Consider the following 26,136-nt stretch of genomic DNA (forward strand, 5'->3'; position numbering starts at 1 on the left):
CCGGTCTAGAAGAGGGTCGCGGCTGGTTCATCCGCTGCGGTGTCCGTCATCGCCTTACCAGCTGTGGCATCCAGCAGTTCGAGGAGTGAAAGCGGCTCGCGGCCGGGAGGCGTTGCGAGATGGGAGAGGAGTCGGGCGCAGACCAGCGCGTCGTAGGTCGCACGGTGCGGCATCAAGTCGGCTGGAAGGCCTCTGGCTAGGCCGAACGCGTCGACAAGCGCGCCGAGTTTGTAGGAAGTGCGGCCGGGGAGCAATCGCCGAGCGAGCTTGAGGGTGTCCAGGGCGCGCGCGGGTTGGACACCCGGCAGCTCGCGTCCGAGAACGGCGAGATCGACGCCGGCGTTGTGGGCGACGAACACCTTGTCACTCAGTGCGTGGCGCAGTTCTTCTTCGATGTCGGCAACAGTTGGTGCGTCTGCGAGCCGGTCGTCGGTGATCTTGTGGAAGCGTCGCGCCATCGGTGTGATCGGCCTAGGCGGGCGAACAAGCCAGTTCTTCGCAGGGCCGATCAAGCCGCCCTTGATCGGGACAATCGAGATCTCGACCAGGTCCGGGGGCCGCTGTCCGTTGCCCTCGACATCGACGACGGCGTACTCGAACGCTGTCCACAAGTCATTAGCTTGCTCCACTGCTCGCCGCCTCCCTCCGATGTTCGAACGGCCGCGCAGGCCAACGTGTACGTCGTTCTGCGCTGTGGACATGTCGAGCAACTCCAAGTCTGCCGCCGGCAGCTCCGCGGCTGCATCCGAACACGCGCGTCGCTGGCCTCCAGCGGGTCTTCGCACGCAGCATCTGGCTGGCCTCGAGCTGCTTCACAGGGTGCAAGGCAGGACAAACACCGGTGCTCGAGGCTCAGCCGACTTGCACCATCATCTTTGAGGTCCATCGACCGAGTACGGCCGGTGATGCCATGCCAGACCTGTAGCTAGCCGCATGTGTGCATGGGAGGGTCCCGCGAAGCGTTGCACTGGTGGGCGGGCCAACTGGCCGCTTGGCTCAACTGTTTGAGTAGTGCTCGAACATGCTCTGGATTGCGTTGGTATGGACGCGAATTGTCCGCTTTTGACAGCTCAGACCTGTTCCTCAGGGATCAGGTAACGATGTGTTGACGCTACGCGATACAACCGTCAGGTGGCCATGGCCAGGAATTGGGGCCAGGCTTCGGGGGACGTGGGGGAGCCAATGACAAGCGTTGGGGATCACGCAACTGATGGTCGAATCGCACCGGGAGCGCGGTACCCCGGGCAAGGAGGCTCACTGCCAGACCTACCTGTTGGACAAAAAGGGATTGCCGAGGGGCTCCGTCACCTTCTTCGACCCATGAGATGGATCTTCAACCTCTTTGCGTATTTGGTAGATCCCACACCGCGAGCCAGTCGCCGCGCACGCCGCACTCTGGAGCACTGGTACAGAAGCTGGCTCATGTTCGAGCGAGCCCTCAAGATCAAGTACCCGGGCAGTGACTGTCGTGAGGTAAAGAATCACTACTTTGTTGTGCGAGGCAGGTCGCCGAAGATCTCGTGTGTCGCCAGGCTCGCACTGCTAGGAGTGCGGCGTGTGCAGCGATCGTACTGATCGCCTCGTGCTGGCTACCGTTGGCGCTCGTCGACAGGACAGAGTTGCGGTACATCGTCCTCGGATCCGCTTGTCTGGCTCTCGCGATGTCAGGCATCTGCGCTGCCCTCGCACTCGGAGCCCTGCCGTCCTTCGTCGCAGTAGCCACCACGCTGACGGCTCTGTTCGGCCTCGCCGGTACGGTTGGATTCCTGCTGCTGCCGCGCGGAGTCGGCCGCGGAGAGTTGTCCGCGGTCCTGTTGCAGGATGAGCGCAGCTTCTCTGCGGTGCTACTCATCTTCTTCGCTTTCTACGGTTACATGATCGGTGCCGCGTTCGTGTTCGGCTTGATATGGGTCTCGATCAGGAATCGCCGGGCTGAGATGCGGATGCCGCATGTGTACGCACTGCACGAACTCGTCCGTGTCGTGGACTTCCTGTCCAGGCCGGAGCCGTTCACCAGCCACCGGAGGCGTTCCGAGGTAGTGAAGGCGCTACATCGAGCGTCCAGGCTCACGCGGTCTGGCCTGCCGGGCTCGATCCTACTTCCGAGTCCTGCGCAGCGCGCCATCTTCAGTGCGCGGTGCGGAGGTGCCGCTGACTCACTGGAATCGATGGAGATCTGGGTTGCGCTTCCCAAATCAGATACGGCAGCGCAGCTATCGGCAGTCTCGATCAACATTGGCGTTGTACTCTTGTCCGGACATTATGATGAGCTTCCAGAGTCGCACTTGCCGCCACTGACCGGCGCCCAGCGTTTGATCGTGGCAAGTCAGATAGTCAAATCACTCCTGATCGGCGCGATTCCATTGATTGTGGTTGTCGCCCTGCGATCGTCCGGAATCGAGGTCGATGGTGCACTGGGCGGTGGGCTGACCTTCTTTTGCATCGTCTGGGGTCGCTGTGACATCAGTTTCGCTCCTGGACCCGCTTTTCAGCCAAAAGTTGGCGATTGTACGCGAGGTGATGGCCACCATAAGGACTCGCGCGGATGAGAAGTAGTCCGTTGCCGGCCCATCGACGCGGTTGCGTGCCAACAGAGCAATGGGACATCCCCCAGCAAGGCGCTCTTCAGGGGCGCCTGTTCGCTTGGACGCGATCGGCCTGTTAGTCGACGAGCACGCGGAGGTGTTCGCGGAGTTGCACGGCGGAGGCTCGAGCCCATGCCGCTGGGCGCGCACCCGATCGGCCTCAGGACATGGAACAACAAATCTTCTGCTGATCACACGGCTCTGCCGCGGTCAGAGTGTTGCAGTGGGCACTCGCCCGCGGTTTGCGTGCTGCGGCGTGCGTGTCGACTGCCCGTGGGTGCGGATGGGGGCACGAGGTGGCGGCGGCTGCGGCAGTTGCGGGCTGCACTGTTGAGCCGCGGTGTGGCTCGATGGGTGGAGGGTGGGAGTCGATTGGTGTGGGAGTTAGTGGCGGTTGATTTGGGCGGTGATCGTGGTGTCTTTGATCCCGGTGTCGTTCGCTAGCAGGAACGCCTTGCTGAGCACCAGGCTGAGAACGGGGTCGTCGTCGAAGGGAAGGAAGAGCTTGCCGGCTCGGGGGTCGCGGGCGGCGACGATACAGAGGTACTGGTCGTTCGGTGACATGAGGATGTTGCCGCTTCCCAGGTGGATGCGGTATGTGCGTAGGTCGCCGCGCACTTTCAGGTATCGATCCTCGAGTTCACACCGGTCGGCGATGGCAAGACGCGGTACGAGTTGCTCGAGGACGTCGCGGCGGATCTCGCCTGCAGCGGACAGTTCGCCGAAGCCGTAGGTATGCCAGTACGCCTCGAAGCGGTGGTCTGCTCCGCGGTCGAGCCACTCCGGATCGGCTCCGATCGATGTCACCCCGACGAACAAGTCGACGTCACGCATCGCTTCGGTGAGGATGAGTGGCGGCACATCGGCGAGTTCGATCGAGTCATCGCTGTGGATATCGACGAATCGCACCTGATCGCTGGTGCAGTATGGGTAGAGATCGCTCGCGGTCGGCTGGTGATCGAGGATCGGGTCGAAGAAGAATTCAGCACGGATCCCGGCGGTGGCGAACGTTCGGCGGGCGACTCCGTGGTCGATGCCGTCGTCCCACCACGCGACGGCGACCGGCGTCCACCCACGCCCTTTCATCAACGCGCGAGCCTGGACCTGGCCGAAGATGTGGCTGGCGAAGCGGTTCGAGTACACGCGGGTCTGCTCCTCGGCGGGCGTGAGCACATAGAGCTCGCGGAACGCCTGCTTGAGTGGCTGAACGACCTGTTGCTCGAGCAGCTGGGCTCGCCAGGAGCGAACCTCGTCAGCGGTCGCGTGGATCGGGTGCCAAAGCCGCACCTCCGCATCAAGCGGAATCGCGACCTGCAGGCCCGAACTGGTGATCGCGGTCGCGGCATCGCGTGGGATTCCGACGACGCTGTCTCCTTGCGGTGTGCTGAACGCCCAGACCAGCGTGCGTGTCAGTCGACCGGTGATCGGATGGTCCAGGTACCAGGTGCGCCAGTCGTCGAGCGGCCAGCGGCGGTCGAGGGACATCAGCCCGTCGAGCCGCAGGCGCTCGCCGGCGATCGTCTTGCGGATCGCCTTCAGGTCGCCGCGGATCGCAGCAAGCGTTTCGGCATCAGTCTGCTTCACATCCGCCGGAACCGACTTCCGTGGCGTCTGGTTCTCGTCGACGTAGACAAGTGATGCCGTTCGTCCGTCCACGACGATCAAGGCGGACCCCCGCGACAGCGATACGCGGCGTTCGCCATCCTTGTCGAGGTCATGTGTTTCGACGGCGCGTTCCAGTAGCTCCTCGCGTGTCATTCCCTGCGCGGCGGCCAGCGCGTCGATGGCCTTACGGATTTGCTTCAGCAGCGTCCCGTGCCGAACGGAGCGCTCGAGCGCGAGCAACTCGGTGATCGACGCAGGGGCGCCGATATCGGCCATCGCCTGCGCTGATGCATTGGCGAGTCGCAGGCTTCGTGGATTGCCGAACTGACCTCCGATCACGGTTACACTTTTGCTGGCAAGGCGCCGTAGTTGCGGCAGGAGCCCCGGATCCCCGAGAAGCCCCGCGATCGCGACAACTCCACACAGGAAGGCCTCGTTGCCTGCGGTGGCGTATCGCGTCACGGTGTAGACCCGATCGCCGTGGCTGTGCTCCGTGTCGGTCTCGGCCGCGTCGAGGGCAGCATCGAGGAGCGCGCCGACCAGAGCCGCGGGCCGGGACAACTGGCCGCGTACGCGGCCGGCCTCGGCGAGCCACTTCTTCGAGGGTCGACCGCTTGGGGGATACGCCGCAACGAGATCGAGCGCCGTCGCACGCGTGCCGATCGATTCGTCGGCCGTCTCGAACGCGGCTCGCAGCCGAGGGCCGATGTCGTCACCCTCGTCGATCAAGTCGACGCGGATCCCATCACCGGGCCTTACGAGCTTGCGCAGCCTGGTCGCGGTGGCTGCGTCTCGAACCCCTTCGGCCGCACGCCCGAGCAGTGGTTTCAGCCGGTCCTGCTCCGCGCCGGACAGCGCAGCGTGGGCGTGCTCGATGTGGCGGCTCATCAGGCGGAGGCACTCGCTGTTCCACCACCACAGCTGCTCGAGCTGCGCAAGCGGCGGAGTCAGCAACCGCTCGATGTGCTCCGCCGACAGCTCGACGCGCTTCCGCGCGATCACCGACAGCAGTTGGACGCTGCGATAACTGTCTATGCGGTCGAAGACGCTGAGAATGCACTCCCGCCGAAGTGCGTCCGAGCCCTGCAGGATCTCTTGAACCTGCGGCAGCGCCCGAGCTTCCGGCCCGGGTGTCCAGGACTGACCGTTGAGGGCCTGCAGCGCAGCCACCACCATCGTGGCGGCCTCACCATCGCTCCGGTCAGGCACACCATCGCTTGCCTGCGCCACGCTCAGCCACCGACCAGCTGAACAAGGCGGACGAAACGGATGTCGGAGTCCGCAGCCAGCTCGAGTTCCTCGTCGAGTTCGGTCATCTGCCGGTCGTCGACCAGGACGAAGAACCCGTTGCGCTCGAATGCCTCGATCGCCCGATCAGCCTGCCGCTCCCAATCGAGCGGCCGGTGCTTCGGCAACCGGAAGCCCTCTTCGGTCGCCACTCCTCCCTCGGGCATCACCAAACCGGTGAACACCGGCTCCGGAGCAGCATTGAAACGCGCCACCTCATCCCGAACACGTGTCCGCACAAGATCGCGAAGCGCGATCCTGCTCGAAACCCCCTCCAGCATCGTCGTCGCACCGACCCGGCCAGTACCCGACACATCGATGATCTTCACAGTGATCGACACCGACGAAGCATAAGCAGACAACCGCTCATCCGGGGCTCACTCGTCTTCGCAGCGGAGGCCCCGGCTTCTGAGGAATGTGCGGATCTGGGTGGAGTGAAGCTGGAGGTGGACCACGCCCTGGATGAGGACGGCCGCGAGCGACGTCCCGCCGTTTCGGTGCGGACGGGGGAGTTGTGCGGCGGCCTGATCATCGGTCAGGTCACCGAACAGTCTGTCGACCTTCCGCCGACAGTGGCCGAGGTAGCCGAACACCGCTTCGCGCGAGTACCGGGGCGGAACGACGTACGCTTCCTCGTCGCCCGGCGAGAACGGGGCCGGCGGTGCCCAGTCAGTCTCCATGGTCGACAGGTCGACGTCGGTGAACCAGAGCGCGTGGGAGGTAGTTCGCCAGACGGCGGAGGTGGCCTGGAGCTTGCGCTCGCGGACCGCTGGGTCATCGAACGGCTGCCCGTGACGATCCGTTGGAGGCCACGCCCACTGGTCGGTCTTCTTTACCTCGTAGATGCTTGCGTCCCACAGCTCATCTGGACAGCCGCGCAGGGTGATGGCCAGGTCGTCGAGGGTTGACCGGTACTGTGCCGCGACCACAGAGCACCAGGTCCTGCCTGAACCCTCCGTCTTGTCCGGTGTTCCGAAGCTGGCCATCTGAGGTTTCCCTTCCAGCATGCTCGTAGACCCGAACTCTTCGGTGAAGCTACAGCAGGTCTGGGTCGCCTGGAGGTTGCGGGGCGTCGGCCTCTCTAACAGGCAAAAGTGATATTGGCTGTTAGGGTTAGGTGCGGAGGTGGTTTGGGTGACGTATCGGGCGGAGTTGATTGGCGGGCATCTTGCGCTCGACCTTGTGAACACTGTGGCGTGGCGTCTCGATCCTGGGCGGACGGTCGATCGGTTCACCGAGCTGTCGAATGTGGAGCGGTGGCTGCTTGCCGCCGGCGTGATCACGGATGGCGGAGTGGTGACGCGACGGTTGCGCGACGACCTGGTGGCTGCGCGGGACATCGCGTACGACGTCCTCGCAAGCCTCGCCATCGGGGACCGGCCGGCCCGCGCCGCAATCGACGCTCTGCACGGCCTCGTTTCCGAGGTGGTCCGGTCGGCATCCGTCGAGGTGGGTCCGTTCGGGTGGCGGGCCGACGATCCGGGTGGCGTCGTCCGACTGGCAGTCTGGCGGCTGTTCGAGGACGAAGACCTGGGCCGGTTGCGCCAGTGCGGAGATGACGGCTGTGGCTGGCTGTTCCTGGACCGGAGCAAGAACGGCTCACGCCGGTGGTGCAGTTCGGCCGACTGCGGCAACCGGGCTCGCGCTCGCCGGCATTACCAGCGAGCCCGAGACGAATCGACAGCATGACGGAGTCTGGTCGGCAGTCGTTCGCCCGAGGGCTTCGTCTCGGCATCGGACCGGCGCTCGCGACCTGCGTACTGGCACTGAACTTCGGTGCCGAAGCGCGGGCACGAGGCTGGGGGACCGTGGTGCCGGTGGCCTTCTCCGCGTTCGCGTTCAGCGGCTCGGCACAGTTCACGTTGCTCAGTTCGTTGTCCGGCGCAACGGTGCTGGCGGCGATCGTCGCGGCCATGGTGATCAACGTGCGATACCTGGTGATGAGCGTGGCGATTGCGCCGAGCCTGCGCGGAGGCCGGCTGGCGCGCATGCTCCAGGCACAAGCGATCGTCGACGCGTCGTTCCTGGCCGCGCACGACGAGGACGGACGGTACGACGTTTGGCGGATGATCGGAGTCAGCGTCCCCCAATGGATCTGCTGGACCGGAGGCACCGCCGTCGGGGTGCTGGCCGCTCCATCGCCGGATCTCATGCACAGGCTCGGCCTCGACGTGGCGTTCCCGGCGTTCTTCATCGTCTTGCTGATCGACGAAGTACGCCGATCCCGCCGCGCGGTCGCTGCCTGCCTGCTCGGCGCGGTGATCGCCGCCGGGCTGTTGTTCGTCACCGGTCCCAGCTATGCGTTGCTCGGCGCCGCTGCGGCCACCCTGATCGGGCTACGACGAAGGAGGCCTCATGAAGCTGTGGCTGTGCGTACTGGCGGTCAGCGCCGCTAACTGGTTGATGAAGGCCGCAGGCCCACTGGTGCTCGGGAAGCGAGATCTCCCGCCGGCACTGATCAGTGTCACCAAGCTGACTGCTCCGGCGTTGCTCGCAGGACTGATCGTCACTGACCTCGGCGGCCGCACGATCGACTGGACCCAACTGATCGGAGTAGGCGTTGCCGGCATCCTCAATCTCCTGAGGGTGCCGATGCTGCCGGCAGCCGCCGCGGGCGTCGCCACCACGGCCCTCATCCGCCTCGCGTCGCCCTAGAAGCCCGCGCAGGCGCCGATTGTGCGACTGCCTGCCCCCGCACTGCCCTGGCCGCTTGATAGCCAAGGCGACCGCAGACTCGGGCTGCTGGGTCGGGTCCTTCCACGTCTACGGAGCTGGTGAGCCTCTGATTGGTGACCGATCTGCCCACGCTTGTACCCGCAAGATCTACACCAATTTGGAGGTACAACGCCTGGTGATCGCGCGATCGATATCGGGGATGCGGATCATCTCGGGTCCGACGCGGCGTGAGGCAGTTGTCGACCAGTTGCATTGTCATAGAGCCAAGCCAGGCCCCGCGTCTGAACCTCTCGGGCCGCGGGCCGTGTGTTGCTTCATCGCCCATCGGGCAGCGCCGATCTCACCCATTCCTTTGTCGCTTCTCAGTTCGAGAGCAGGCGCCGACCACAGGGACGCGGTTCTCGATCTATAACTGTCTTGGAGTTGGGTCTCTAACGGCCGCAGCGCGTTCACCATTCCTCCGGCGACAAGGATGCGGCGAGGGGAATGCATGACGGCCAGTAGCGCGCACAGGTCGCCTAGCGCGCCGACATACTCCTCGACCAGCGTTAGGGCGCGGCCGTCTCCGTGGCTAGCCATGTGGAAGACCTCGCGTGGTTGAACTGGCCTCCCGAACGATCGTGAGGCCGTCAGTCGAAACCCCTTCCCGCCCAGCGTGTCTCCCCATGCTGCGCCGCTCGGCGCCGATAGTCGCGATATCTGGCCAAAGTTCGGAGCGTCCGGCGAGTAGTTCAGATGGCCGCCACATGCGCCGACTCCTACGCTGGTGCCGATCTGGACGAGACTGAAACAGTCAGTGGGATCGTGCAGTTGTGTGGCATGGCCGAACGCCGCGGCGGCGACATCACCGATGAGATAGCACGGGATGCCGCTGCCGCTGGCGATGATGCTTGCCAGTGGCACACCGTTCCAGAACTCTACCGATCCTCCTTTCAGCACGGACCCGGAAGCGGGATCGACCACGCCGAATGCTCCGATCCCGACCGCGTCCACTGAGGTCACCGATGCGATGGCCGCCCTGATGCCGGCGATGCAAGCGTCGGTCAGAGACTCCACATCAACAAGTGGCGTCGAGATGGCGGGTCTGCGTCGTATCGAGAGGACTTCGGTGGTCGCAAGGTCGAACTCAAAAATGCCTATCCGCAATCTGGTCTTACCGAGGTCGATTCCAATGTAAGTGCTCATGTGCTCCGCTGCCTGTGGGTCGAGCAATCGAGTTTATGTACGACAGAGGCGTCCGTTGAAGTGCTGTAGCATGACTGCATGGATGGAGATCGCGCCCGAGAGTATTCAGCCTTCGCGAGAGGCGTTGCCCTGAAGGCTGGACGATTAATGCTCGAAGGATTCCGTAGCGATGTCAAGGTGACCACCAAACAAGACGGATCGCCAGTTACTGAAGTAGACGAGCGCATCAATCGGATGGTGAAATCGGAGTTGTTGCATGCGTATCCTGACCACGGATTGCTGGGTGAGGAGCTGAACTCCGGCACCGGAGCAGAGTCGTCGACGTGGATCTGCGACCCTTTGGACGGGACGAGGACCTACCTGCTGGGCATCCCCAACAGCGTTTTTATGCTCGCGCTGCAGCAGGGCGGGTTGTTGAACATGGCTGTGGTGTATGACCCCTTCTCCGATTCCCTGTACCAGGCTGTTCGCGGTGGCGGGGCGTTCTTGAACGGTGCCCCACTTCGGGTCAGTGGTCAGGATCTCAGCGAGGGTCTGGTCCTCTTGGGGACGACTTCTCGGCCGTTTGTACCCGCCTTGCAAAAATTCGGGGCCGCTACCCAGTCGGTAGCAGGAAGTGGATACAAAGCGATGATGGTGGCGCGCGGCAAGGGCGTCGGGACGATCAAGAGTCATGCAGATTTTCATGATGTGGCGTCAAGTGCCCTGATCGTCGTCGAGGCCGGCGGCCGTGCTAGTGACTTGGCTGGGTCGCCACTCGTGTTCGACAGCACGATGGCTGGCGTGATCCTGTCGAACGGGGCCGCTCACCAGCAGTTGGTGGAGATAGCCAACCAATGGGATGAGTAGTCAGGGAACCTGCGGCACCTTGGTTGACTCGTGGTAGGCACGCTCGATGGCGCGACAGTACCTGTGGAAGCGTTCATTGATCTGGGTGAGGAGCGCCAGGAGGCCGCCGATCAGCATGACGAAGCAAATGACCCAGAACCATCTCGGATCGACGATTAGGCGGCTGGCTGCGGCGGGGAGGAGAAGTGCGAGGCAGAGAGCGAGAACTCTCTCAGTCCGCATCCTCTTAAGCTGGAACTCGATCTCCAGATACAGCTCAGGATGGCGAGCCATGATAGCGAAACGCATGTTGCCGTACTCGTCTTGATCTGAGCTTCGCTGCACCTTGATCTGATTGAGTCGCCACTCGAACAACCATCGGGCGAGATTCTCGGCGAATGCACCGGCGGCATAGGCAAACGCAACGCCCATCGCAAACAGTAGCGTGTCCGAAGAAGTCTTCGACGAAAGCTGCTCGAACCTTTCCCATGCCGTGTGGGAGTCGCCAGGAAACGACAGTTGGAACAATACGGCCAGGGTTGCGAGAAAGAGAACGCCGGAGATCACGAATTCGATGACGTTTGATACGAATCGACCAAGACTCTCAGTCATGCTACGAAGTCCCTTTCCGTACTGCTGGGCGGTCTCGCCGCAACCTCGCCCGGTCGCAGTTGTCGGCGCTTGGGCGGCGTTGAGGATCGAACTGGTTCCATCATCCATCGCGGGTGCAGATGTTGATGCTCGACACGACACATTGCGGCGCGCCCGGGGTTGACCTTTGGCGCGGGCGCATATCGCGGCCACTCCTGCGAGTCCAGCGCCCTCCGCACCATGTTCCTCGAGATCCCAACCAACGAACGTCCCCCCATATCTCTGACCCCTCCGCCCACAAGTGTTGTCGCGACCCTGGCCGCGCACTTGAGGTCGTACCGCGCTCCAGATGAGTGCTGTGCGCCGTTATCCCATGCTCGGACTCGCATCGCGGTACCACTGTGACGGGCCGCTCGTCGATGCACCTGGTGCGATTGGCCCCTCGGCTATATCGGGCGGCAACCTGGGGCTGTTACCTGGCTGCCGTAGGTAGTTTCCGCGCCTCGGCGATTGCAGGTAGCGGGTGGGGCGGGACTCCCGCCAGCAGGCTCGGTGGTTGGGTGCTCACTTCGACGACAGGACCATCCGTGCCGCGCGATGCTGCGATGGTGCGATCACTCTGCAGCCTTCATGAGCTGAAAGACCGTTTCGAAGGTGAGGCGGTCCCGCTCCGGCCGTGTGATGGAGAGGACGACTGGCGATGATCAGCGACACCCGGACTGCGGCCGCCGGCGGGCATGGCTCGATGCCGGCCCGGAGGGTGCTGCTGGTGGACGACGATCCGCGGATCAGGCGACGTCTGCGGCTCGCCCTGGAGGACGAGGGATACCAGGTTCTCGAAGCCACCAATGGGGCTGAGGCGCTGGCGGCGCTGCGTCGCGAGCCGCCGGACGTCGTCCTGCTCGAACTGATGCTTCCGGACCGGCACGGGTTCGGTGTCTGCCGGGAGATCCGCCGGAACAGCGACGTCCCGGTGATCATGGTGACGGCCCGGACCGACAGCCACGACGTGGTCGCCGGCCTGGAGTCGGGTGCGGACGACTACGTCACGAAACCCCTGGTAGCCAAGGAGCTGTCGGCCCGGATCCGCGCGGTGATGCGCCGGATCGAGCCCGCCTCGCCGCCGCAGTCGCAACAGTTCACGGTCGGCGATCTGCTGATCGATGTCGCCTGCCTGGAGGCGACGCGGGACGGCTTGCCGTTGCCGCTGACCAGGACCGAGTTCAAGCTGCTGGCCGAGTTGGCCGGTGCGGAAGGCGCGATCTGCAGCCGGGAACACCTGCTCTCCAAGGTCTGGGGATACGGCTACTTCGGCGACAGCCGGATCGTCGACGTGCACGTCCGCCGGCTCCGACTGAAGGTCGAGCGCGACCCGGCGAACCCTCAGCACGTGGTCACCGCCCGCGGTCTGGGTTACCGGCTGAAGGCCGCGTCCGTGCCGCTGGCGGTTGGGGAGCGGACCCACTAGACCGGCGGACCCGGCGTCTCGAGTACTCACCCATCCTCGGCGCCGGGTCTGCCGCTCCATCATCCGCGTCGGACGATGAGATTCAGAGAGGACTTGAGATGAGGCGCCGTACGAACTGGCTGAAGGCCTACAGGCTCGTGTGGAGCGGCTTGTACGGCCTGGTCGGCGTACTGGGCCTGCTGGCAGGACTGTTCTTCGTGCCGACCGATCTGGTGTTCCCGCTGTTCTTCGTCGCCTCCCTGATCGGATCGGCCGTGGGGGCCAATGCCTGGTCGAAGACGGCGGATGCCAGTGTCCCCGCCAGAGCGTGGAAAGCAGCTGTCGTCGCCGCCACAGTGATTGCAGCCGTCGTCGCGTGCGCGGGCTATGTCGTCCTCCTAGGTCCTGCAGGTCCATCTTTGGTGGTGATTCTCGGTGTCACGTCACCACCCGCGATGCGCTGGTTCGGCCGCCGGCTGGGGCACGTCCCCGGCAGGCTCTACAACGGTGCGCTCACCACGGCCGAGCTGTGCACACGATGGCAGGACAGCTACGACGCCCTGCGGGCCGCGACCACGGCGGCCGCTCGCCTGCGCATTGTCGAAGCCAGACAGCACTATCTGGACGAACTCGAACGTCGCGACCCCCGCGGACTCAACGCCTGGCTGGGCAAGAACGCCAGCGCCGCCGGCGATCCCAGCCGGTTCCTGGCCGGCGACGACGGCCGAGATTCCCGCTAGCCGGTACGTGGTGTGGACGCCTGCCCGGACGACAGGCAGCCCGGTTCGCATCATCGTTGGTCGTAGCGAGGTTGCTCCCGGAATGACAGCAACACGGTTGCGAGGTAAGCGGACATGGAACGTGCAGACTGGCTGGGCGGTGCTTTCAATTCCACCCAGGCTCGATTTCTGATGATGACGGCGATCACGCATCACCAGTTCAGTTCGCCGAACTGGGGTGCGGACGAGGTCCGCAAGTTGTACGTCGAACTGGCCGAGATCGAGCTGTCGGCGATGGGATTGGTCGCGGCCCTCCGGGGCGGCGCCCAGTGAGGGTCGCGTGACCGTCGCTCTGCGGGAGGCGTGGCGTACCGTCGTACCGGATCGCAACGATCGCCACGGGCCGTTGCAACCACTGATGCTCGTGCTCACGGTGGTCACGGGTCTGGTGGACGCCTTCAGCTATCTGTCCCTTGGTCATGTCTTCGTCGCCAACATGACCGGGAACGTGGTGTTCGGCGGGTTCGCGATCGCCGGAGTCGGCGGGTTCTCGCTCGTCGCCACGGTCGTGGCACTGGCTGCCTTCGCCGGGGGAGCGTTGCTTGGCGGGCGGGTCATTCGCCGGGGCGAGGCGCACCGAGCCGGCATTCTCTACCGCGCACTGGTCGTGGAGGTTCTCCTCGTCGGCGCGGCGTTCGTCGTCGCCGAGCTGTCCGGCACGCCCGGACAGGACGGCACCCGCTATCCGCTCCTCGTCCTGCTCGGGCTCGGACTCGGCGTGCAGAACGCCACGGCCCGGTCGCTGGCAGTCCCCGATCTCACGACCACCGTGCTGACGCTGACCATCACCGGTACGGCGGCCGACAGCCGGCTGGCCGGCGGCCCCGGGTCCAGGGCGGGCCGGCGTCTGTTGTCCGCCGCGGCCATGTTCCTCGGCGGCCTCATCGGCGCACTTCTCCTGCACAGCGGCCGGCACGCGGCACCGCTCTTGATCGCTACCGTGCTGCTCGCGGTCGCCTGCATCACCGCCCGTCGGCTCGCCCGTTCCCGCGCGCCCTGGACTCAAGCCCCGTAGTGCCGTCGCCGTCAGGCCGGGAGCCCCAGCACGTCGCGGATAGCGAGAGCGGACAGTCTGGTCTTGGGCAGGAAGCCGGCGACCGGGCTCGCCGAGATCAGCTCCGTGTAGTCCTCCTCGGCGTGGGTGGAGACCAGGATCACAGTGGACGGCGCCAGGTCGGTCTCACGGATCAACCGGCGTACGACGTCGAAGCCGCTCTCCCCGCCGAGGTCGATGTCGACCAGCGTGACGTCCGGTCCGAGTTCCGTGGCGCGGCGAACGGCATCGTTCCCGTTCGAGGCAACAGTCACCACCATGCCCTCACGCTCCAGTAGACCGCGAGCAGCCGACAGGAAGTGAGGGCTGTCATCGACGATCAAGCAGCGCAACTCCATGGCATCAGCATGTCAACCGTCCGCTCGTCGGACAATCCGGCTAGCTGGACCTTGGTGTCACCAGGCTGCGGGAATCCTGCTGGCAGGTACCCAGTGCCCCGTGCTGGCGGTATCGAAGAGGAGCGGGCCGGCTGGCACCGTGGGTGACGTGAAGCACTCGATCAACCGGTGTCGGCTGCGGACGACCTGACGATGCTCGGATTCCTGCAGCAGCTCGGTGGACAGCTCGGGGCGTGGTTCTACGTCATCGCCGGCGGTCTCGCCTGTGCCGAGGCCGCGGTCATGGCCGGGCTGGTCCTCCCCGGCGAGACGGCCTTGGTGGTGGCCGGATTCGCTGCCCGCCAGGGCTGGATCGCCCTGTGGCCTATGGTGGCGGTCGCGGTCGGTTCGGCCGCCCTCGGCGACAGCGTGGGGTACGAGGTCGGTCGCCGACTCGGGCCGAGGCTGCGCTCATCGCGATTGGGTCGCCGGGTCGGTGACGATCGGTGGCGGCGTACTGACGACTTCCTGCGGCGGTACGGCGGACGCGCGGTGCTGCTCGGCCGATTCACCGCGGGCCTGCGAGCGCTGACACCGGGTATGGCCGGCATGGCCCAGATGCCGTACCTGCACACTTTCCTGCCGTGGAACGCTGTCGGCGCCCTGGTCTGGGGCGCGGGCTGCGTATTGCTCGGCTACGCCTTTGCTGCCTCGCTGGCAACGCTTGCCCACGCTCTGACCTATGTGCCACTGGTGCTGATCGCCCTGGCCGCGGCCGTCCTCGTCGTCCGCATCCGGAGGAAGCGCCGCCGGGTTCGTTGACGACCGCAGGTTTACCGCCAGCCGGTATGGCGAATGGCCGCTCACCCTGACGACTTCCGGGCGTTCTGGCGACACCGTGGAGGGGAGGTCGGAAACACCCCGGGAGTGGTCGGAAGGGATTGATCGTGGCAACCCGATCGAGGTTGTGGGCCAAGGCGTTCAGGCCTGCTCGAACGGTACGGCGCTGGACCGCCTTCGTGCGCCGGCCGGCGGTTGTATCGACGCTGCTCCTGTCCTTGACCGGGTACGGAATCGGTCCGCACGTGCAGCCCGACTGCGATCCGCCGACCGTGGCCTCGTCGGCCGCGCGGGTGGCGAAGACGCTGGCCGACGCGTCACCCGGTGATCAGGCCCGGGTGGACGCGACGCTGGGCGCGGCCGGCTCCGCGGAGCGGCCGTATCTCCTTCAGGCATTGGCGGCCGGGCACAACGCCGACGACATCGTCACGTTCGCGCGGCTGATTCGAGGTAAGAAACCCGAATGGCTGCGCAGACACCTCAGCCTGATCGATCCGGACGGACCGGGATGGGTGGCGTACCGCTTCTCTCCGGTGCAACAGACCGACAACACAAGCTGCGGGTCGATGACGATCCTGATGGCGCGGGCGATGGCAGATCCGCTGTACGCGCTGTACCTCACGACCGGCGACAGCACCGATCGATCCGATGCGAGCGCGGAGCATTTCCAGGCGCGGCTGACGGCCGAGGAACATCGGATCCACGATGCGACCAACCGCTTCTGGCCGAAGCGGCTGGGCTCGACACCGGCCGGAGTGAGTACCGAGCTGAACCGGCATGCTGACGCGCTGGGAACGCGGTACAAGTCGCGATTGGTCACCGGGACTGGTGGCAAGCCGGCGCTGGAGGATGCGGTCAAAGCTGCCGGCAGTCATCAGCCGGTGCCGGTGCTGATCGGTGACTGGATCCCACGGCACTACATCCTGCTGATCGGCCGCGAAGGTTCTGACCTGCTCTTCTACGAACCCGGCTACGCGACGGTGGATCGGATCAGCGCGCAGAGCTTCCTCGACGGCAAGATCGACGTGATCGGCTTCCACCACGTCTACGCGGTGATCACACCCACCCGCTAACCGGTACTCCGTTTTGAGATCAACCGCCCTTCCGCGGTGCGCGTGCGCACCCGGAAGGCATGTGAGAGGAACACACAATGGCAAAGCTGGCATTCATCGGTCTCGGCCTGATGGGCACACCCATGGCCACTCGGTTGCTCGAGGCCGGTCACGACGTGACGGTATGGAACAGGACCGCTGAGAAGACCAAACCGCTGACCGACCGCGGCGCTGCCGCCGCATCCACGCCGATGGAGGCGATCGCGGGTGTCGATGCCGCGATCACCATGGTGACCAACGCGGAAGCGCTCGAGCAGGTGGTGTTCGGCGAGGACGGCGTCGCCGCCGCGCTGGCACCGGGGCAGTTGCTCATTGACATGTCGACCGTGGGTCCGGACGCGGTGCGCTCGGTCGCATCCCGGCTCCCAGATGGCGTCGCCATGGTCGACGCACCGGTACGGGGCAGCGTTCCCCAGGCCACGACCGGCCGGCTGGCCATCTACGTCGGCGCGGATCCGGCCGACTTCCAGCGCGTGGAGCCGATCCTCACGCCACTCGGCACGCTGCACCACGTCGGCGGGCTCGGAGCGGGTGCGGCCACCAAAGTCGTCGTGAACTCCACGCTCGGCGCGGCGATCGCCGCCTTCGGCGAAGCCCTTGCCCTCGGCGACGACTTCGGCCTGGATCGTTCCGTCGTACTCGACGTACTGACTGACACTCCGATCGCGGGCACCGTCGAGGCCAAACGCGCCAATGTGGAATCCGGCAACTACCCTGCCAGCTTCAAGCTCAGCCTGGCCCTCAAGGATCTCAACCTGGTCACTGAGATCGCCGACCAGTTCGGCCGGCGGCTGGAGGTGGCGGCGGCGTCACGTGACTGGCTCGAGGAGGCCGCCGCGGCCGGCGCGGGCGACCTCGACTATTCGGCGGTGATCCCCACGATCACTTCGGATGGGGGACGACGTCCGGAGTGACCATGGGCCTCATGCTCGCGATGAGCGCTCGGTGGCGGTAACCGTGGGTCCCGCGCCGCGGTCAGGTCGCCGGTGCCGGACGAGGTCGACGACGGCGATCAGCAAGGCCACGAGCATCAGCGCGGAGGCGCTCAGCAGCGCGTCGGAGACCGCCGGTGGGTAGTCATGGTCGGAGCTCATCAGGACGTGGTAGAAGATTGTCGCCAGTACGGCGGTGCCGATCGCCGAGCCGATCCGCTGAGCGGTCTGCAGGGCGCCACCCGCCGCGCCGGCCATCCGTACCGGGACGTGCTGCAAGGACAGCGTGATGTTGGGTGAGGTGACCATGCCGCCGCCCAGTCCGGCTACCAGCAAGGGCCCGGCGGTCGCCCACGCCGCGGTGTCGCCACCGACGTGGCGCAGCAGAAGCGCGGTAGTCACCAGTCCGGCGATCGTCGCGGTCAGGCCGGTCACGGTCAGCACCCGACCGAACCTCGAGACCAGGCGCCCCGCGACAGCCGCCGACACCGCGGCCCCGATCGCGAACGGTGTCACTGCCAGCCCGGAGCGCAGCGGTGAGAAGCCGTATCCGTCCTGGTAGAACAACGCGAGCACCAGCCAGATGCCGGTGAAGCCGATGAAGTAGACCATGCCGATGATCGAGCCGGCGGGAAAGCCGGAGGTGTGTGCCAGCCGTGGGTCGAGTACCGGCTCGCGGCCCCTGCGTGCGGTACGTAGCTCCCACCTGGCAAAGAAAGTGAGCAGCAACGCGGCGACCACGAACAGCCACCAGTCGCCTCCCAGACCGTGGCTCTCGGCCTCGACCGCCGGGAGCAGCAGGCAGAGCACGCCGACGCCGAGAAGCAGCGACCCGGTCAGGTCCAGGTGGGGCCTGCCGCGGCGGGCTCCCGAACGGGCCGGAACCCAGCGCGCGGCCAGCAGCAGGGCGACCACACCGATCGGCACGTTGACGTAGAAGACCCAGCGCCAGGCATCCGGTCCAGAGATCAGCGTGATGATCAGACCTCCGGCCACGGGACCTGCCGCGGTGGCCACTCCGATCGTGGCACCGAGGATGCCGAACGCCCTGCCTCGTTCGGCTCCCTGGAAGAGTTCCTGGATCAAGCCGGAGTTCTGCGGTACGAGTATGCCGCCGGCGACGCCTTGCAGCAGCCGTGCGGCGATCAGCAGACCGATGGTCGGCGCCGCACCCGTGAGAGCGCTGGTCAGCACGAACGCGGTCAGGGCGATCAGGAACATCCGGCGCCGGCCCAGCGCGTCGCCGAGCCGGCCGGCCGGTACAAGCGCCAGCCCGAAGCTGAGCGCGTATCCGGACACCACCCACTGCGCGGTTCCGGCCGGCACTGCGAGCACTCGCTCGATGGACGGCAGCGCCACGTTGACGATGCTGACGTCGAGTAGCGCCATGAACGCAGCGAGCTGGGTCACCGCCAAGGTCCGCCAGCGCAGCGGATGGCCGGTCGCGGGAGGTGCTGCCGTTGCGCCCGTGGCGCTCATCCGGTCGTTGTCCACGACCACCAGCATCGGCCGACTGATAGTTGCCGGGCATCGCCGCCAGCGGCCATTCCCGGTGCTGGTCAGGAGGGGCTCCGCACCCCCTGCTAGCTGGTGGCACAATCGAGAGCCAGGTTCGGCGGTCTGCCGCGGGCGCCTGCGGCGAGCTGGTCCGTCGGCGTGTCCGAGGGAAGCGATGATGGCACGGAGCCGGCTGAATCCAGCCAGCGCCCGCTGGTTGCGCGGGCTGTTGGCCAGCGTGGCCCTGGTAGCGGTGGTGACCGGTGTGGTCGCGCTGCTCAAGCCGTACGTCCCGGTGCTGAGCCTGCTGGTGTTGTACCTGCTCGCCGTCCTGCCGATGGCGGTGGTGTGGGGAGCGCGGCTGGCGGCGGTCACGTCGGTCCTCAGCGTCGTGGCGTTCGCCTTTCTTCTGCCGCCTGAGGGTTCGGTCTGGCTCGCCGACTCCCGGAACCTGGTGGTGCTCGGGGTGTTCCTGGTGACCTCGTTCGTGGTGTCCGAGCTGGCAGCGCGGTCGCGGCGGGCGGCGGTGGAGTCGGTGCGCCTGACCGAGGAGCAGTCGGCGTTGCGGCGGGTCGCGACCCTGGTTGCGGAGTCGGAGTCGCCCGCGGCGGTGTTCGAGGCTGTCACCCGCGAGGTCGGGCTGTTGTGCGGGGCCGATCTGGCCCGGATGGAGCGCTACGAGGCAGACGGGACCGTGACCGGTGTCGCCGCCTGGACCAGGGTGCCCGCCCGCCTCACTGTCGGCACACGGATCGAGTTGGACGGACTGAGCGTGGCCAGCGAGGTGCGGCAGACCGGTCGGCCGGTCCGGCTCGACAGCTTCGTGGGCGCTACCGGAGCGATCGCCGAGGAAGCCCAGGCGCTGGGGATCCGCTCATCCGTCGGCTGCCCGATCCTGGTGGCCGGCGAGGTGTGGGGGGTGATCGCCGCCTCGACGAAGAGCGATGAGCCCTTCGCGGCGAACACGGAGTCACAGATCGCAAGCTTCACCGAGTTGGTCGCCACCGCCATCGAGAACGCGGAAGCACGGGCCGAGCTGCGCCGGATGGCCGACGAGCAGGCCGCACTGCGGCGGGTGGCGACGCTGGTCGCGCGCGGGGCGGAACGCAGACTCGTGTTCGCCACGGTGGCCGAGGAGCTCGGCCGGCTGACCGGCGCCGACCTCACCGCGATCTTCCGGTTCGAGGCCGACGGAACGGCGACGCTGATGGGAAGCCGTGGCTTGCGCGAGGACGCCATCCGGGTCGGCGAGCGCCGGACGCTGGAGTCGCGGTCTGCGATCGGAACAGTGCAGGCGACGGGCGAGTCGGCTCGGTACGACCTGGACGACGAGATGCGCGGGCGCCTCCCCGAATTCGTTCAGGAATGGGACGTCCGGTCGGCGGTGGCCAGCCCGATCGTCGTCGAGGGGCTCTGCTGGGGTGGCATCACCATCGCATCGCGAGGTCACCCTTTCCACCCGGCCGCCGAGCAGCGGATGGTCGAGTTCACCGAGATCGTCGCCACCGCCATCGCGAACGCGGAGAGCCGGGCACAGCTCACGGCGTCCCGCGCGCGGGTGGTCGCCGCCGGGGACGAGATGCGGCGCCGGCTGGAGCGGGACCTGCACGACGGAGCCCAGCAACGGCTGGTATCGCTTGCGCTAGAACTACGCGTCGCCCAGAGCGGCGTACCGGCGTACCTGCCGAGGCTGCGGACCGACATCGGCCAGACCGCCCACGACCTCACCGAGGTGGTGGACGAGCTGCGCGAGCTAGCCCGGGGCATCCACCCGGCGGTCCTGGTCGAAAGTGGCCTCGGCCCGGCCTTGCGGACGCTGGTCCGTCGCTCGACTGTCCCGGTCGACCTGATGGTCGAGACCCAGTCCCGGTACCCGCCGCCGCTGGAGGTAGCGACGTACTACGTCGTGTCCGAGGCTCTCACCAACATGGCCAAGCACGCCCGCGCATCGCGCGCCGAGGTCTCTCTCGAGGAACGGGACGACGCACTGCGGCTGTCCGTCCGGGATGACGGCGCGGGCGGTGCCGAACCACGCGGTGGATCAGGTCTGGTCGGACTGCAGGACAGAGTCGAGTCTCTGGGCGGGTCGATCCTCGTCATCAGCCCGGTCGGACACGGTACGGCGATCCATGTCTCGCTCCCCTTGGACGGTGCCTAGCCCAACGAAACGCCCGCCGGCTGCGTCGGCCGGGACGACGCCTGTGCCCGGCCAGCGGTGCGTGAGCTCGTCCCCGCTCTTGATGAACCAGAAGGACGCGGGCTGTGACCCAGGCCACGGAGTTATCGCTTTGGCAGGTCGTCCAGCGGACGTAGCGTAACGGCAATCTCGTCGTCCGGCGGTCGGAGGAGATCCGGTGGAACACCTCTCCCGACAGTGGCAGCACGGTTCAGACCACCACCGTGGCTCCCGGCGCGGTCCGGGACGCTCGCGCACGGTCCAGTGGGTCTGCGATCTTCTCCGTACCGAACTGCTCAGCGGCGACTGGGCCGAAGCGCCGCTACCTGCCGAAGACGCTCTGATCCGCAAGTACGGCGTCAGTCGCAGCATCATCCGAGACGTACTGGCGATCCTGGCTGAGCAGGGACTCGTCGAGCGAGTTCGCGGCGCCGGCACGTTCGCGTTGACCCCGAGCGCGTTGCAGCACGGCATCGAGGTGTCGCAGGATCTCGCGCAGGATGTCAACACTCAGGGGACGCGGGTGGCGATCCGGACGACGTACGCCAGCCTGCATCAGGCGCCCGCGTTCATCGCCGAGCGGCTGGAGCTTCCGGTCGGAGCAGAGGTGGTCATCCTGGAGTCGGTCACGTCGCTCGACGGATTTCCACTCAGCATCCGGTCCGCGTTCATGCCGGCCGATCCGTTCGCCGTGCTGCTGACGGGCTCCTTCGCGAGCCTGAACCGATCGCCGTACGAGCTGATCGCCGACGTACTGCATGAGCCGGTCGGTGATACCGAGTTGCAGATCGGCTGCTCGAGCGCGGACCCGATCAGCGCGGAGGCGCTGCGGGTCGACGTCGGGTTCGCCCTGCTCGACACCAGCCGGGTGGTGCGGGCGCTGGACGGTCACCCGTTGGAGTACAGCGTGTCGCATGCGCGCTCCGACCGGCTGGTGTTCGCCACCGTGATGCGCGGGCCGGTATCGAGGACGCCGCCGAGCGGGGCGCCCTCGATGCCGTTGCCTCAGGCCACAGCCACAGGGACGGCCGAGGTCTGAGCGAGCGCGGGCTGCCGCAAGTGCCAGTCCGTGGCCTGCTGGTAGGCGTCGCCGGCTCGCAGTACGAGCGCCTCGTCGAACGGTCTTCCGACGAGCTGTAACCCGAGTGGGAGACCTCGTACGCCGAGCCCCATCGGTATCGACAGGGCCGGGTTGCCGACCGCATTCCAATAGGAGGTGTGCATCGCACGGAAGCGTTCGGTCGCGAGGCTGCTCAGCCCGTCGATCGTGAAGGCCTCGACGCTCGCGGTCGGAGTGACGATCAGGTCGACCTCGGTGAACAATGACGCCAACTCCCGTTGACCGACCCGTCGTACCCGCTGGGCCTGGACGTAGTCGGCACCTGTGTACGCGGCCGCGATGCCGACGCCCTGCCGAGTGGCCGCGAAGTAGTCGGACCACCGGGTGCGCAGATCGGGTGCGTGGTACGCGAACGCCTCGCTCCGCGACGTGATTCCGGTGGCCGCGGTCAGCTCCCGGTAGTACGGCAGCCGCACCGGTACGACGGTGGCACCGCGCGCAGTCAGTACGGCGAGAGCCGCCTCGAGGAGCTCGCCGAGCCGCGGATCCTGGTCTGCCCGGCGGTACTCCGCGAGTGGGTCGACGCCGATCCGCAGCCCACCCAGGTCACCCGTCAACGCGTTCTCGTAGTCCGGCACCGGCTCGTCCACCGAACACGGGTCACTCGCGTCGCACCCGGCCAGGACGGTCAGCATGATCGCGCAGTCACGGGCCGAGCGGGCCATCGGGCCGATGTTGTCGAGGCTGTAGCCGAGCGGGACGCACCCCGACTTCGGCACGCGTCCGAAGGTGGCCTTGAGCCCGGAGATCCCGCAGAACGCGGCCGGGATCCGGATGCTGCCACCGGTGTCCGTGCCCAGCCCACCGAGGAACGCCCCGGCCGCCATACCGTTGCCGGTCCCGGAGCTGGACCCGCCTGTCCAGTGATCGGGATTCCACGGGTTGCGGGGGATCGGGAACGGCTTGGACGGATCGGGCACGCCGGTCGCGAATTCCATGGTGGTCGTCTTGCCGCTGATGATGCCGCCCGCGGCGCGGAGCCGGCCCACCACCGGAGCGTCGAGCTGGTCGCCCCAGGCCGGGTCGTGGACGAGGCTTTGGGCGGTGGTCGGTCCCTCGACCGTGGTGATGATGTCCTTGATGCCCAGCGGGATGCCGAGCAGGGGACCGGCCGGATCACCGGCCGCATAGATCTCGTCAGCCGCGGCGGCGGCTTCCCGCGCCGGCTCGTCGAACCGGGCCAGGTAGATGCCGAGCTCGCCGTCATGGGCATCCGCAGCCGTGATCGCCTCGTCCACCAGGCCGGACGCGGTGACCTCGCCGGATCGCAGCGATGCGAGCGCAGCGGAGATCGTCCGCGCGGTCATGGCCGCGCGGAGAAGATCAGGCCCGGTTCCTCGTAACGGGCGGCGGTGACGGAGTACACCAGCGCGGCGTTCTCCCGGGCGGTGCCGAAAGCCGTTGCCATCGGCACCAGTTCGGCTTCGGCCGGCTCTACTCCGGCGAGCGCGAGCACGGTCGCGAGAGGTTCTGATTCGTTACTCATGGTGTCCTTTCAGGCGGCGAGGGCGTCGACCGGCGGTACGGCGAGGTGCCAGTCGCTGACGCGTTGCAGTGCGTCGGCGACCTTCAGCACGGTGGCCTCGGCGAACGGTTTGCCGACGATCTGCATCGACAGCGGCAGCCCGCTGCTGGAGAATCCGGCTGGTACGGCGACCGCCGGCAGGCCGGTGAGATTCCACTGGCCGGTGTAGCTGGGGGTCAGCAGGCGCTTGCTCGGTGACAGTCCGGCGGCAGGCTCAGCCGGTACCGGCGCGGACGGCGTGATGATCACGTCGTAGCTCGTGAACAGCTCCGCGACCTGACGGGAGAAGAACCGGCGGAACCGCTGCGCCTGGGCGACGTCACCGGCGGTGTAGAAGGCTCCGCGGGCGAGCGTCGGCCGGGTGTGGACGCCGTAGTCGTTCCAGCGGCTGACGAGATCGTTGCGGTGGTAGGCGTACGCCTCTGAGACCATGATGATGTGGTTCGCGTCCTTGGCCTCGGCCGCGTACGGGAGGTCCAGCTCGGTCGAGGACGCACCGAGCCCGACCAGCTGCTTCACGGCCGTGAGCACAGCGTCGTGCATCTCCGGATCCAGCTGCTCGTGGTCGAAGAAGTACGGCATCGGCAGCGCGATCCGCAACCCGTCCACTGAACCGTCCAGCAGTTGCGTGTACGCCGGGACCGGCTGCTGCGCGGAGTTGGGATCAGTCGGGTCGTATCCCGCCATCACCTCGAGCAGCGCCGCGCAGTCCCAGGCGCTGCGTGCCATCGGGCCGATGCTGTCCAGGCTGAAACCGAGCGGGACGACCCCGCTCTTCGGCACCCGGCCGAAGGTCACCTTCAGGCCGGTGTGGCCGTTCACGGCAGCTGGGCTGCGGACCGAACCGCCCGTGTCCGTGCCGAGCCCGCCAAGGGCGAGACCGGCCGCGACGGCGATGCCGGTGCCGGAGCTGGACCCGGCCGGCGTGTGGTCGACGTTCCAGGGATTGTGCGGGACCAGGAAGCGTTTCGTTGCGTCGGGCAACCCGCAGGCGAACTCGCTGGTGGTCGACTTGCCCACGAAGACTGCGCCGGCATCACGGAGCCGGGCGACGACCGGTGCGTCCGTCCCGGCTCCCCAGTCCTCGGCGAGCACATGGCTGTTGGCGGTGGTGGGTGCGCCCTTCATCGCGATGATGTCTTTGATCGCGAGCGGGATGCCCTGCAACGGACCGCGATCGTCCCCGGCGGCCAGGGCCGTGTCGGCCGCGCCTGCTTGCTCGAGGGCCGCGTCCGCGGTGATCTCGACGTACGCGCCAAGAGCGGGGTTGAGGGCGACGGCGCGGTCCAGGATCTGCTGGGTCAGTGCGGTAGAGGTGAGGCTGCCGTCACGCAAGGCGGCCGCTGCGTCCTTGATGGTGGTCATCAGGCGTCCTTTCCGGCGGAGTAGAAGTCGAGCGGGTCGAAGCGGATCGCCGGCTCGTCGGGGTCGAACTCGGGCCGGTACAGCGCGTCGGCCGCCTGTCGCATCAGCGGGTAGTCCCGGATGAACGTGGCCAGCTCGCTCTCGGAGACGGTGAGCTGGGCCGCGGCCAGGATCGCGGGGACGACCTCTGCGGGTGTGGACATTCAAACCTCCTGCGGGTGGGGGAGTGGTACTGCGGAGTCGGCGTACAGGTGGCAGGCGACCGTGCGGCCCTCGGTGACGGCGACCCTCGGCGGTGCGACCTGTGCGCAGACATCCATCGCGAACGGACACCGGGTACGGAACCGGCAGCCGCTCGGTGGATCGATCGGACTGGGGATCTCAGTGCTGTCGGCGCTGTCGACCGGTTCGTCGCGCGTGCTCTGGGTCGGGTCGAGTGTCGGGACCGAGGACAGCAGCAGTTGGGTGTAGGGGTGCTTGGGGTTGTCGTAGAGCTCCTGCGCATCACCGCTCTCGACCACCTGGCCGAGATACATCACCGCGACGTCGTCGCTGATGTAGCGCACGACATTGAGGTCGTGACTGATGAAGACGTAGGTCAGCCCGTACTCCTCCTGCAGGTCGCTGAGCAGGTTGAGCACCTGTGCCTGGATCGATTTGTCGAGCGCCGAGACCGCCTCGTCCAGGACGACCAGCTTCGGTTGCAGGGCCAGCGCCCGCGCGATGTTGACTCGTTGGCGCTGCCCACCACTGAGCTGGTGCGGATAGTGCGACGCGTACGCCGCGGGCAGACCGACGTCCCGCATCACCTTCTCGACCTGCTCCGCGATCACCGTCTTCGGCACGCCCTGGACCTGCAGCGGGAACCCGATCGACTCACTGATCGTGGCACGCGGATTGAGCGCCGACGACGGGTCCTGGAAGACCATCTGCATCCGCTGCAGCTCGGCCGGCGTACGGCGTTTGCCGGTCAGCACCTGTTTGCCGTCGAAGATCATCTCGCCGTCGTCGGCCAGGTGCAGGCCGACGATCACCCGGGCCAGGGTGGACTTTCCGCATCCGGACTCGCCGACGATGCCGAGCGTCGTCCCCGGCCGGACCGTCAGCGAGACCTGGTCGACCGCGGACAGCCTGGCCCGGCGGCCGCCGGCCCGGACGTGGAACTGTTTCGAGACGCCGATCAGTTCGAGCAACTCCATCGGGGTTCTCCTTCCG

General features: G+C 66.6%; 28 protein-coding genes. 15 read left to right on the forward strand and 13 right to left on the reverse strand.

Annotated features, from left to right (window positions below; all coding sequences use genetic code 11):
• Positions 1 to 5 precede the first annotated feature (5 nt).
• A complete protein-coding gene (locus ACIBG5_RS04995) occupies positions 6 to 716 on the reverse strand; it encodes an exonuclease domain-containing protein (RefSeq protein ID WP_396390183.1) in 711 nt (236 codons plus the stop codon).
• An 879-nt stretch (positions 717 to 1,595) separates the two neighbouring features.
• Here ACIBG5_RS04995 and ACIBG5_RS05000 point away from each other — a divergent pair.
• Positions 1,596 to 2,549 carry a hypothetical protein gene (locus tag ACIBG5_RS05000; protein WP_396390184.1) on the forward strand — a complete coding sequence of 318 codons (954 nt, stop codon included), beginning with the start codon at positions 1,596 to 1,598 and terminating at the stop codon, positions 2,547 to 2,549.
• A 420-nt stretch (positions 2,550 to 2,969) separates the two neighbouring features.
• Here the strand turns inward: ACIBG5_RS05000 and ACIBG5_RS05005 are convergent, their stop codons facing one another.
• Positions 2,970 to 4,652: a DUF4132 domain-containing protein gene (locus tag ACIBG5_RS05005; protein WP_396390185.1), complete on the reverse strand. Its 1,683-nt coding sequence runs from the start codon at positions 4,650 to 4,652 to the stop codon at positions 2,970 to 2,972.
• Between the two features lie 18 nt (positions 4,653 to 4,670).
• Here ACIBG5_RS05005 and ACIBG5_RS05010 point away from each other — a divergent pair, with 18 nt between their 5' ends.
• Positions 4,671 to 5,441: a hypothetical protein gene (locus ACIBG5_RS05010; RefSeq protein WP_396390186.1), complete on the forward strand. Its 771-nt coding sequence runs from the start codon at positions 4,671 to 4,673 to the stop codon at positions 5,439 to 5,441.
• On the opposite strand, the gene ACIBG5_RS05015 is transcribed toward ACIBG5_RS05010, so the two are convergent.
• Positions 5,423 to 5,818 carry a hypothetical protein gene (locus ACIBG5_RS05015; protein WP_396390187.1) on the reverse strand — a complete coding sequence of 132 codons (396 nt, stop codon included), beginning with the start codon at positions 5,816 to 5,818 and terminating at the stop codon, positions 5,423 to 5,425. The genes ACIBG5_RS05010 and ACIBG5_RS05015 overlap by 19 nt on opposite strands.
• 36 nt (positions 5,819 to 5,854) lie before the next feature.
• Positions 5,855 to 6,463 carry a hypothetical protein gene (locus ACIBG5_RS05020; protein WP_396390188.1) on the reverse strand — a complete coding sequence of 203 codons (609 nt, stop codon included), beginning with the start codon at positions 6,461 to 6,463 and terminating at the stop codon, positions 5,855 to 5,857.
• Positions 6,464 to 6,611: 148 nt separating this feature from the next.
• Here ACIBG5_RS05020 and ACIBG5_RS05025 point away from each other — a divergent pair, with 148 nt between their 5' ends.
• Genes ACIBG5_RS05025 through ACIBG5_RS05035 form a run of 3 tightly spaced genes read left to right on the forward strand, consistent with a single transcriptional unit; the run spans position 6,612 to position 8,132 of the window.
• Positions 6,612 to 7,166, forward strand: coding sequence for a CGNR zinc finger domain-containing protein (locus ACIBG5_RS05025; protein WP_396390189.1), 555 nt, complete (start codon positions 6,612 to 6,614; stop codon positions 7,164 to 7,166).
• Entirely contained in the window at positions 7,163 to 7,873 is a 711-nt protein-coding gene (locus ACIBG5_RS05030) for an AzlC family ABC transporter permease (protein WP_396390190.1), read from the forward strand. The genes ACIBG5_RS05025 and ACIBG5_RS05030 overlap by 4 nt, the downstream gene beginning before the upstream one ends.
• Complete coding sequence (locus tag ACIBG5_RS05035) at positions 7,833 to 8,132, forward strand: AzlD domain-containing protein (protein WP_396390191.1); 300 nt, start codon at positions 7,833 to 7,835, stop codon at positions 8,130 to 8,132. Before ACIBG5_RS05030 ends, ACIBG5_RS05035 begins: the two co-directional genes overlap by 41 nt.
• 276 nt (positions 8,133 to 8,408) lie before the next feature.
• Here the strand turns inward: ACIBG5_RS05035 and ACIBG5_RS05040 are convergent, their stop codons facing one another.
• Complete coding sequence (locus ACIBG5_RS05040; protein WP_396390192.1) at positions 8,409 to 9,338, reverse strand: ROK family protein; 930 nt, start codon at positions 9,336 to 9,338, stop codon at positions 8,409 to 8,411.
• 78 nt (positions 9,339 to 9,416) lie between these two features.
• On the opposite strand from ACIBG5_RS05040, the gene ACIBG5_RS05045 reads away from it, so the two are divergent.
• Positions 9,417 to 10,187, forward strand: coding sequence for an inositol monophosphatase family protein (locus ACIBG5_RS05045; RefSeq protein WP_396390193.1), 771 nt, complete (start codon positions 9,417 to 9,419; stop codon positions 10,185 to 10,187).
• Here ACIBG5_RS05045 and ACIBG5_RS05050 read toward each other — a convergent pair whose 3' ends face one another.
• Complete coding sequence (locus ACIBG5_RS05050; RefSeq protein ID WP_396390194.1) at positions 10,188 to 10,778, reverse strand: hypothetical protein; 591 nt, start codon at positions 10,776 to 10,778, stop codon at positions 10,188 to 10,190.
• 679 nt (positions 10,779 to 11,457) lie between these two features.
• Here ACIBG5_RS05050 and ACIBG5_RS05055 point away from each other — a divergent pair.
• The 4 genes from ACIBG5_RS05055 (at position 11,458) to ACIBG5_RS05070 (ending at position 13,998) form a co-directional block, all read left to right on the forward strand.
• Positions 11,458 to 12,225 carry a response regulator gene (locus ACIBG5_RS05055; RefSeq protein WP_396390195.1) on the forward strand — a complete coding sequence of 256 codons (768 nt, stop codon included), beginning with the start codon at positions 11,458 to 11,460 and terminating at the stop codon, positions 12,223 to 12,225.
• Between the two features lie 98 nt (positions 12,226 to 12,323).
• A complete protein-coding gene (locus ACIBG5_RS05060; RefSeq protein ID WP_396390196.1) occupies positions 12,324 to 12,944 on the forward strand; it encodes a hypothetical protein in 621 nt (206 codons plus the stop codon).
• A 114-nt stretch (positions 12,945 to 13,058) separates the two neighbouring features.
• Positions 13,059 to 13,256, forward strand: coding sequence for a hypothetical protein (locus ACIBG5_RS05065; RefSeq protein ID WP_396390197.1), 198 nt, complete (start codon positions 13,059 to 13,061; stop codon positions 13,254 to 13,256).
• Between the two features lie 7 nt (positions 13,257 to 13,263).
• Positions 13,264 to 13,998, forward strand: a complete 735-nt coding sequence (locus ACIBG5_RS05070) for a YoaK family protein (RefSeq protein WP_396390198.1) — start codon at positions 13,264 to 13,266, stop codon at positions 13,996 to 13,998.
• An 11-nt stretch (positions 13,999 to 14,009) separates the two neighbouring features.
• Here the strand turns inward: ACIBG5_RS05070 and ACIBG5_RS05075 are convergent, their stop codons facing one another.
• Complete coding sequence (locus tag ACIBG5_RS05075; protein WP_360446233.1) at positions 14,010 to 14,375, reverse strand: response regulator; 366 nt, start codon at positions 14,373 to 14,375, stop codon at positions 14,010 to 14,012.
• 168 nt (positions 14,376 to 14,543) lie between these two features.
• On the opposite strand from ACIBG5_RS05075, the gene ACIBG5_RS05080 reads away from it, so the two are divergent.
• The 3 genes from ACIBG5_RS05080 (at position 14,544) to ACIBG5_RS05090 (ending at position 17,220) form a co-directional block, all read left to right on the forward strand.
• Complete coding sequence (locus tag ACIBG5_RS05080) at positions 14,544 to 15,176, forward strand: DedA family protein (RefSeq protein WP_396390199.1); 633 nt, start codon at positions 14,544 to 14,546, stop codon at positions 15,174 to 15,176.
• A 125-nt stretch (positions 15,177 to 15,301) separates the two neighbouring features.
• On the forward strand, positions 15,302 to 16,267 hold the full coding sequence (locus ACIBG5_RS05085; RefSeq protein WP_396390200.1) for a hypothetical protein: 966 nt from the start codon (positions 15,302 to 15,304) through the stop codon (positions 16,265 to 16,267).
• A 77-nt stretch (positions 16,268 to 16,344) separates the two neighbouring features.
• Positions 16,345 to 17,220 carry an NAD(P)-dependent oxidoreductase gene (locus ACIBG5_RS05090; protein WP_396390201.1) on the forward strand — a complete coding sequence of 292 codons (876 nt, stop codon included), beginning with the start codon at positions 16,345 to 16,347 and terminating at the stop codon, positions 17,218 to 17,220.
• Between the two features lie 9 nt (positions 17,221 to 17,229).
• Here the strand turns inward: ACIBG5_RS05090 and ACIBG5_RS05095 are convergent, their stop codons facing one another.
• Entirely contained in the window at positions 17,230 to 18,744 is a 1,515-nt protein-coding gene (locus ACIBG5_RS05095; RefSeq protein ID WP_396390202.1) for an MFS transporter, read from the reverse strand.
• 169 nt (positions 18,745 to 18,913) lie between these two features.
• On the opposite strand from ACIBG5_RS05095, the gene ACIBG5_RS05100 reads away from it, so the two are divergent.
• A complete protein-coding gene (locus tag ACIBG5_RS05100; RefSeq protein WP_396390203.1) occupies positions 18,914 to 20,893 on the forward strand; it encodes a GAF domain-containing protein in 1,980 nt (659 codons plus the stop codon).
• 196 nt (positions 20,894 to 21,089) lie between these two features.
• A complete protein-coding gene (locus tag ACIBG5_RS05105) occupies positions 21,090 to 21,950 on the forward strand; it encodes a GntR family transcriptional regulator (RefSeq protein WP_396390204.1) in 861 nt (286 codons plus the stop codon).
• Here ACIBG5_RS05105 and ACIBG5_RS05110 read toward each other — a convergent pair.
• Genes ACIBG5_RS05110 through ACIBG5_RS05130 form a run of 5 tightly spaced genes read right to left on the reverse strand, consistent with a single transcriptional unit; the run spans position 21,917 to position 26,120 of the window.
• Positions 21,917 to 23,338, reverse strand: coding sequence for an amidase (locus tag ACIBG5_RS05110; protein WP_396390205.1), 1,422 nt, complete (start codon positions 23,336 to 23,338; stop codon positions 21,917 to 21,919). The two genes, ACIBG5_RS05105 and ACIBG5_RS05110, sit on opposite strands and share 34 nt — an antisense overlap.
• Entirely contained in the window at positions 23,335 to 23,517 is a 183-nt protein-coding gene (locus ACIBG5_RS05115) for a hypothetical protein (RefSeq protein WP_396390206.1), read from the reverse strand. Before ACIBG5_RS05115 ends, ACIBG5_RS05110 begins: the two co-directional genes overlap by 4 nt.
• A gap of 9 nt (positions 23,518 to 23,526) precedes the next feature.
• Entirely contained in the window at positions 23,527 to 24,921 is a 1,395-nt protein-coding gene (locus ACIBG5_RS05120) for an amidase (RefSeq protein WP_396390207.1), read from the reverse strand.
• On the reverse strand, positions 24,921 to 25,124 hold the full coding sequence (locus ACIBG5_RS05125; protein WP_360446217.1) for a hypothetical protein: 204 nt from the start codon (positions 25,122 to 25,124) through the stop codon (positions 24,921 to 24,923). Before ACIBG5_RS05125 ends, ACIBG5_RS05120 begins: the two co-directional genes overlap by 1 nt.
• Entirely contained in the window at positions 25,125 to 26,120 is a 996-nt protein-coding gene (locus ACIBG5_RS05130; RefSeq protein ID WP_396390208.1) for an ABC transporter ATP-binding protein, read from the reverse strand.
• Between the last annotated feature and the right edge of the window lie 16 nt (positions 26,121 to 26,136).

It is taken from the genome of Kribbella sp. NPDC050241, from assembly GCF_044459685.1.
In the GTDB taxonomy this organism is placed as follows: Bacteria; Actinomycetota; Actinomycetes; order Propionibacteriales; family Kribbellaceae; genus Kribbella.

Coding starts and splice junctions, on each gene's coding strand:
- ACIBG5_RS05060 (WP_396390196.1), top strand. CDS start 12,324: ATGAGGCGCCGTACGAACTGGCTGAAGGCCTACAGGCTCGTGTGGAGC.
- ACIBG5_RS05075 (WP_360446233.1), bottom strand. CDS start 14,375: ATGGAGTTGCGCTGCTTGATCGTCGATGACAGCCCTCACTTCCTGTCG.
- ACIBG5_RS05110 (WP_396390205.1), bottom strand. CDS start 23,338: ATGACCGCGCGGACGATCTCCGCTGCGCTCGCATCGCTGCGATCCGGC.
- ACIBG5_RS05050 (WP_396390194.1), bottom strand. CDS start 10,778: ATGACTGAGAGTCTTGGTCGATTCGTATCAAACGTCATCGAATTCGTG.
- ACIBG5_RS05020 (WP_396390188.1), bottom strand. CDS start 6,463: ATGGCCAGCTTCGGAACACCGGACAAGACGGAGGGTTCAGGCAGGACC.
- ACIBG5_RS05090 (WP_396390201.1), top strand. CDS start 16,345: ATGGCAAAGCTGGCATTCATCGGTCTCGGCCTGATGGGCACACCCATG.
- ACIBG5_RS05115 (WP_396390206.1), bottom strand. CDS start 23,517: ATGAGTAACGAATCAGAACCTCTCGCGACCGTGCTCGCGCTCGCCGGA.
- ACIBG5_RS05065 (WP_396390197.1), top strand. CDS start 13,059: ATGGAACGTGCAGACTGGCTGGGCGGTGCTTTCAATTCCACCCAGGCT.
- ACIBG5_RS05045 (WP_396390193.1), top strand. CDS start 9,417: ATGGATGGAGATCGCGCCCGAGAGTATTCAGCCTTCGCGAGAGGCGTT.
- ACIBG5_RS05120 (WP_396390207.1), bottom strand. CDS start 24,921: ATGACCACCATCAAGGACGCAGCGGCCGCCTTGCGTGACGGCAGCCTC.
- ACIBG5_RS05055 (WP_396390195.1), top strand. CDS start 11,458: ATGATCAGCGACACCCGGACTGCGGCCGCCGGCGGGCATGGCTCGATG.
- ACIBG5_RS05035 (WP_396390191.1), top strand. CDS start 7,833: ATGAAGCTGTGGCTGTGCGTACTGGCGGTCAGCGCCGCTAACTGGTTG.
- ACIBG5_RS05130 (WP_396390208.1), bottom strand. CDS start 26,120: ATGGAGTTGCTCGAACTGATCGGCGTCTCGAAACAGTTCCACGTCCGG.
- ACIBG5_RS05125 (WP_360446217.1), bottom strand. CDS start 25,124: ATGTCCACACCCGCAGAGGTCGTCCCCGCGATCCTGGCCGCGGCCCAG.
- ACIBG5_RS05040 (WP_396390192.1), bottom strand. CDS start 9,338: ATGAGCACTTACATTGGAATCGACCTCGGTAAGACCAGATTGCGGATA.
- ACIBG5_RS05095 (WP_396390202.1), bottom strand. CDS start 18,744: ATGCTGGTGGTCGTGGACAACGACCGGATGAGCGCCACGGGCGCAACG.
- ACIBG5_RS05030 (WP_396390190.1), top strand. CDS start 7,163: ATGACGGAGTCTGGTCGGCAGTCGTTCGCCCGAGGGCTTCGTCTCGGC.
- ACIBG5_RS05100 (WP_396390203.1), top strand. CDS start 18,914: ATGGCACGGAGCCGGCTGAATCCAGCCAGCGCCCGCTGGTTGCGCGGG.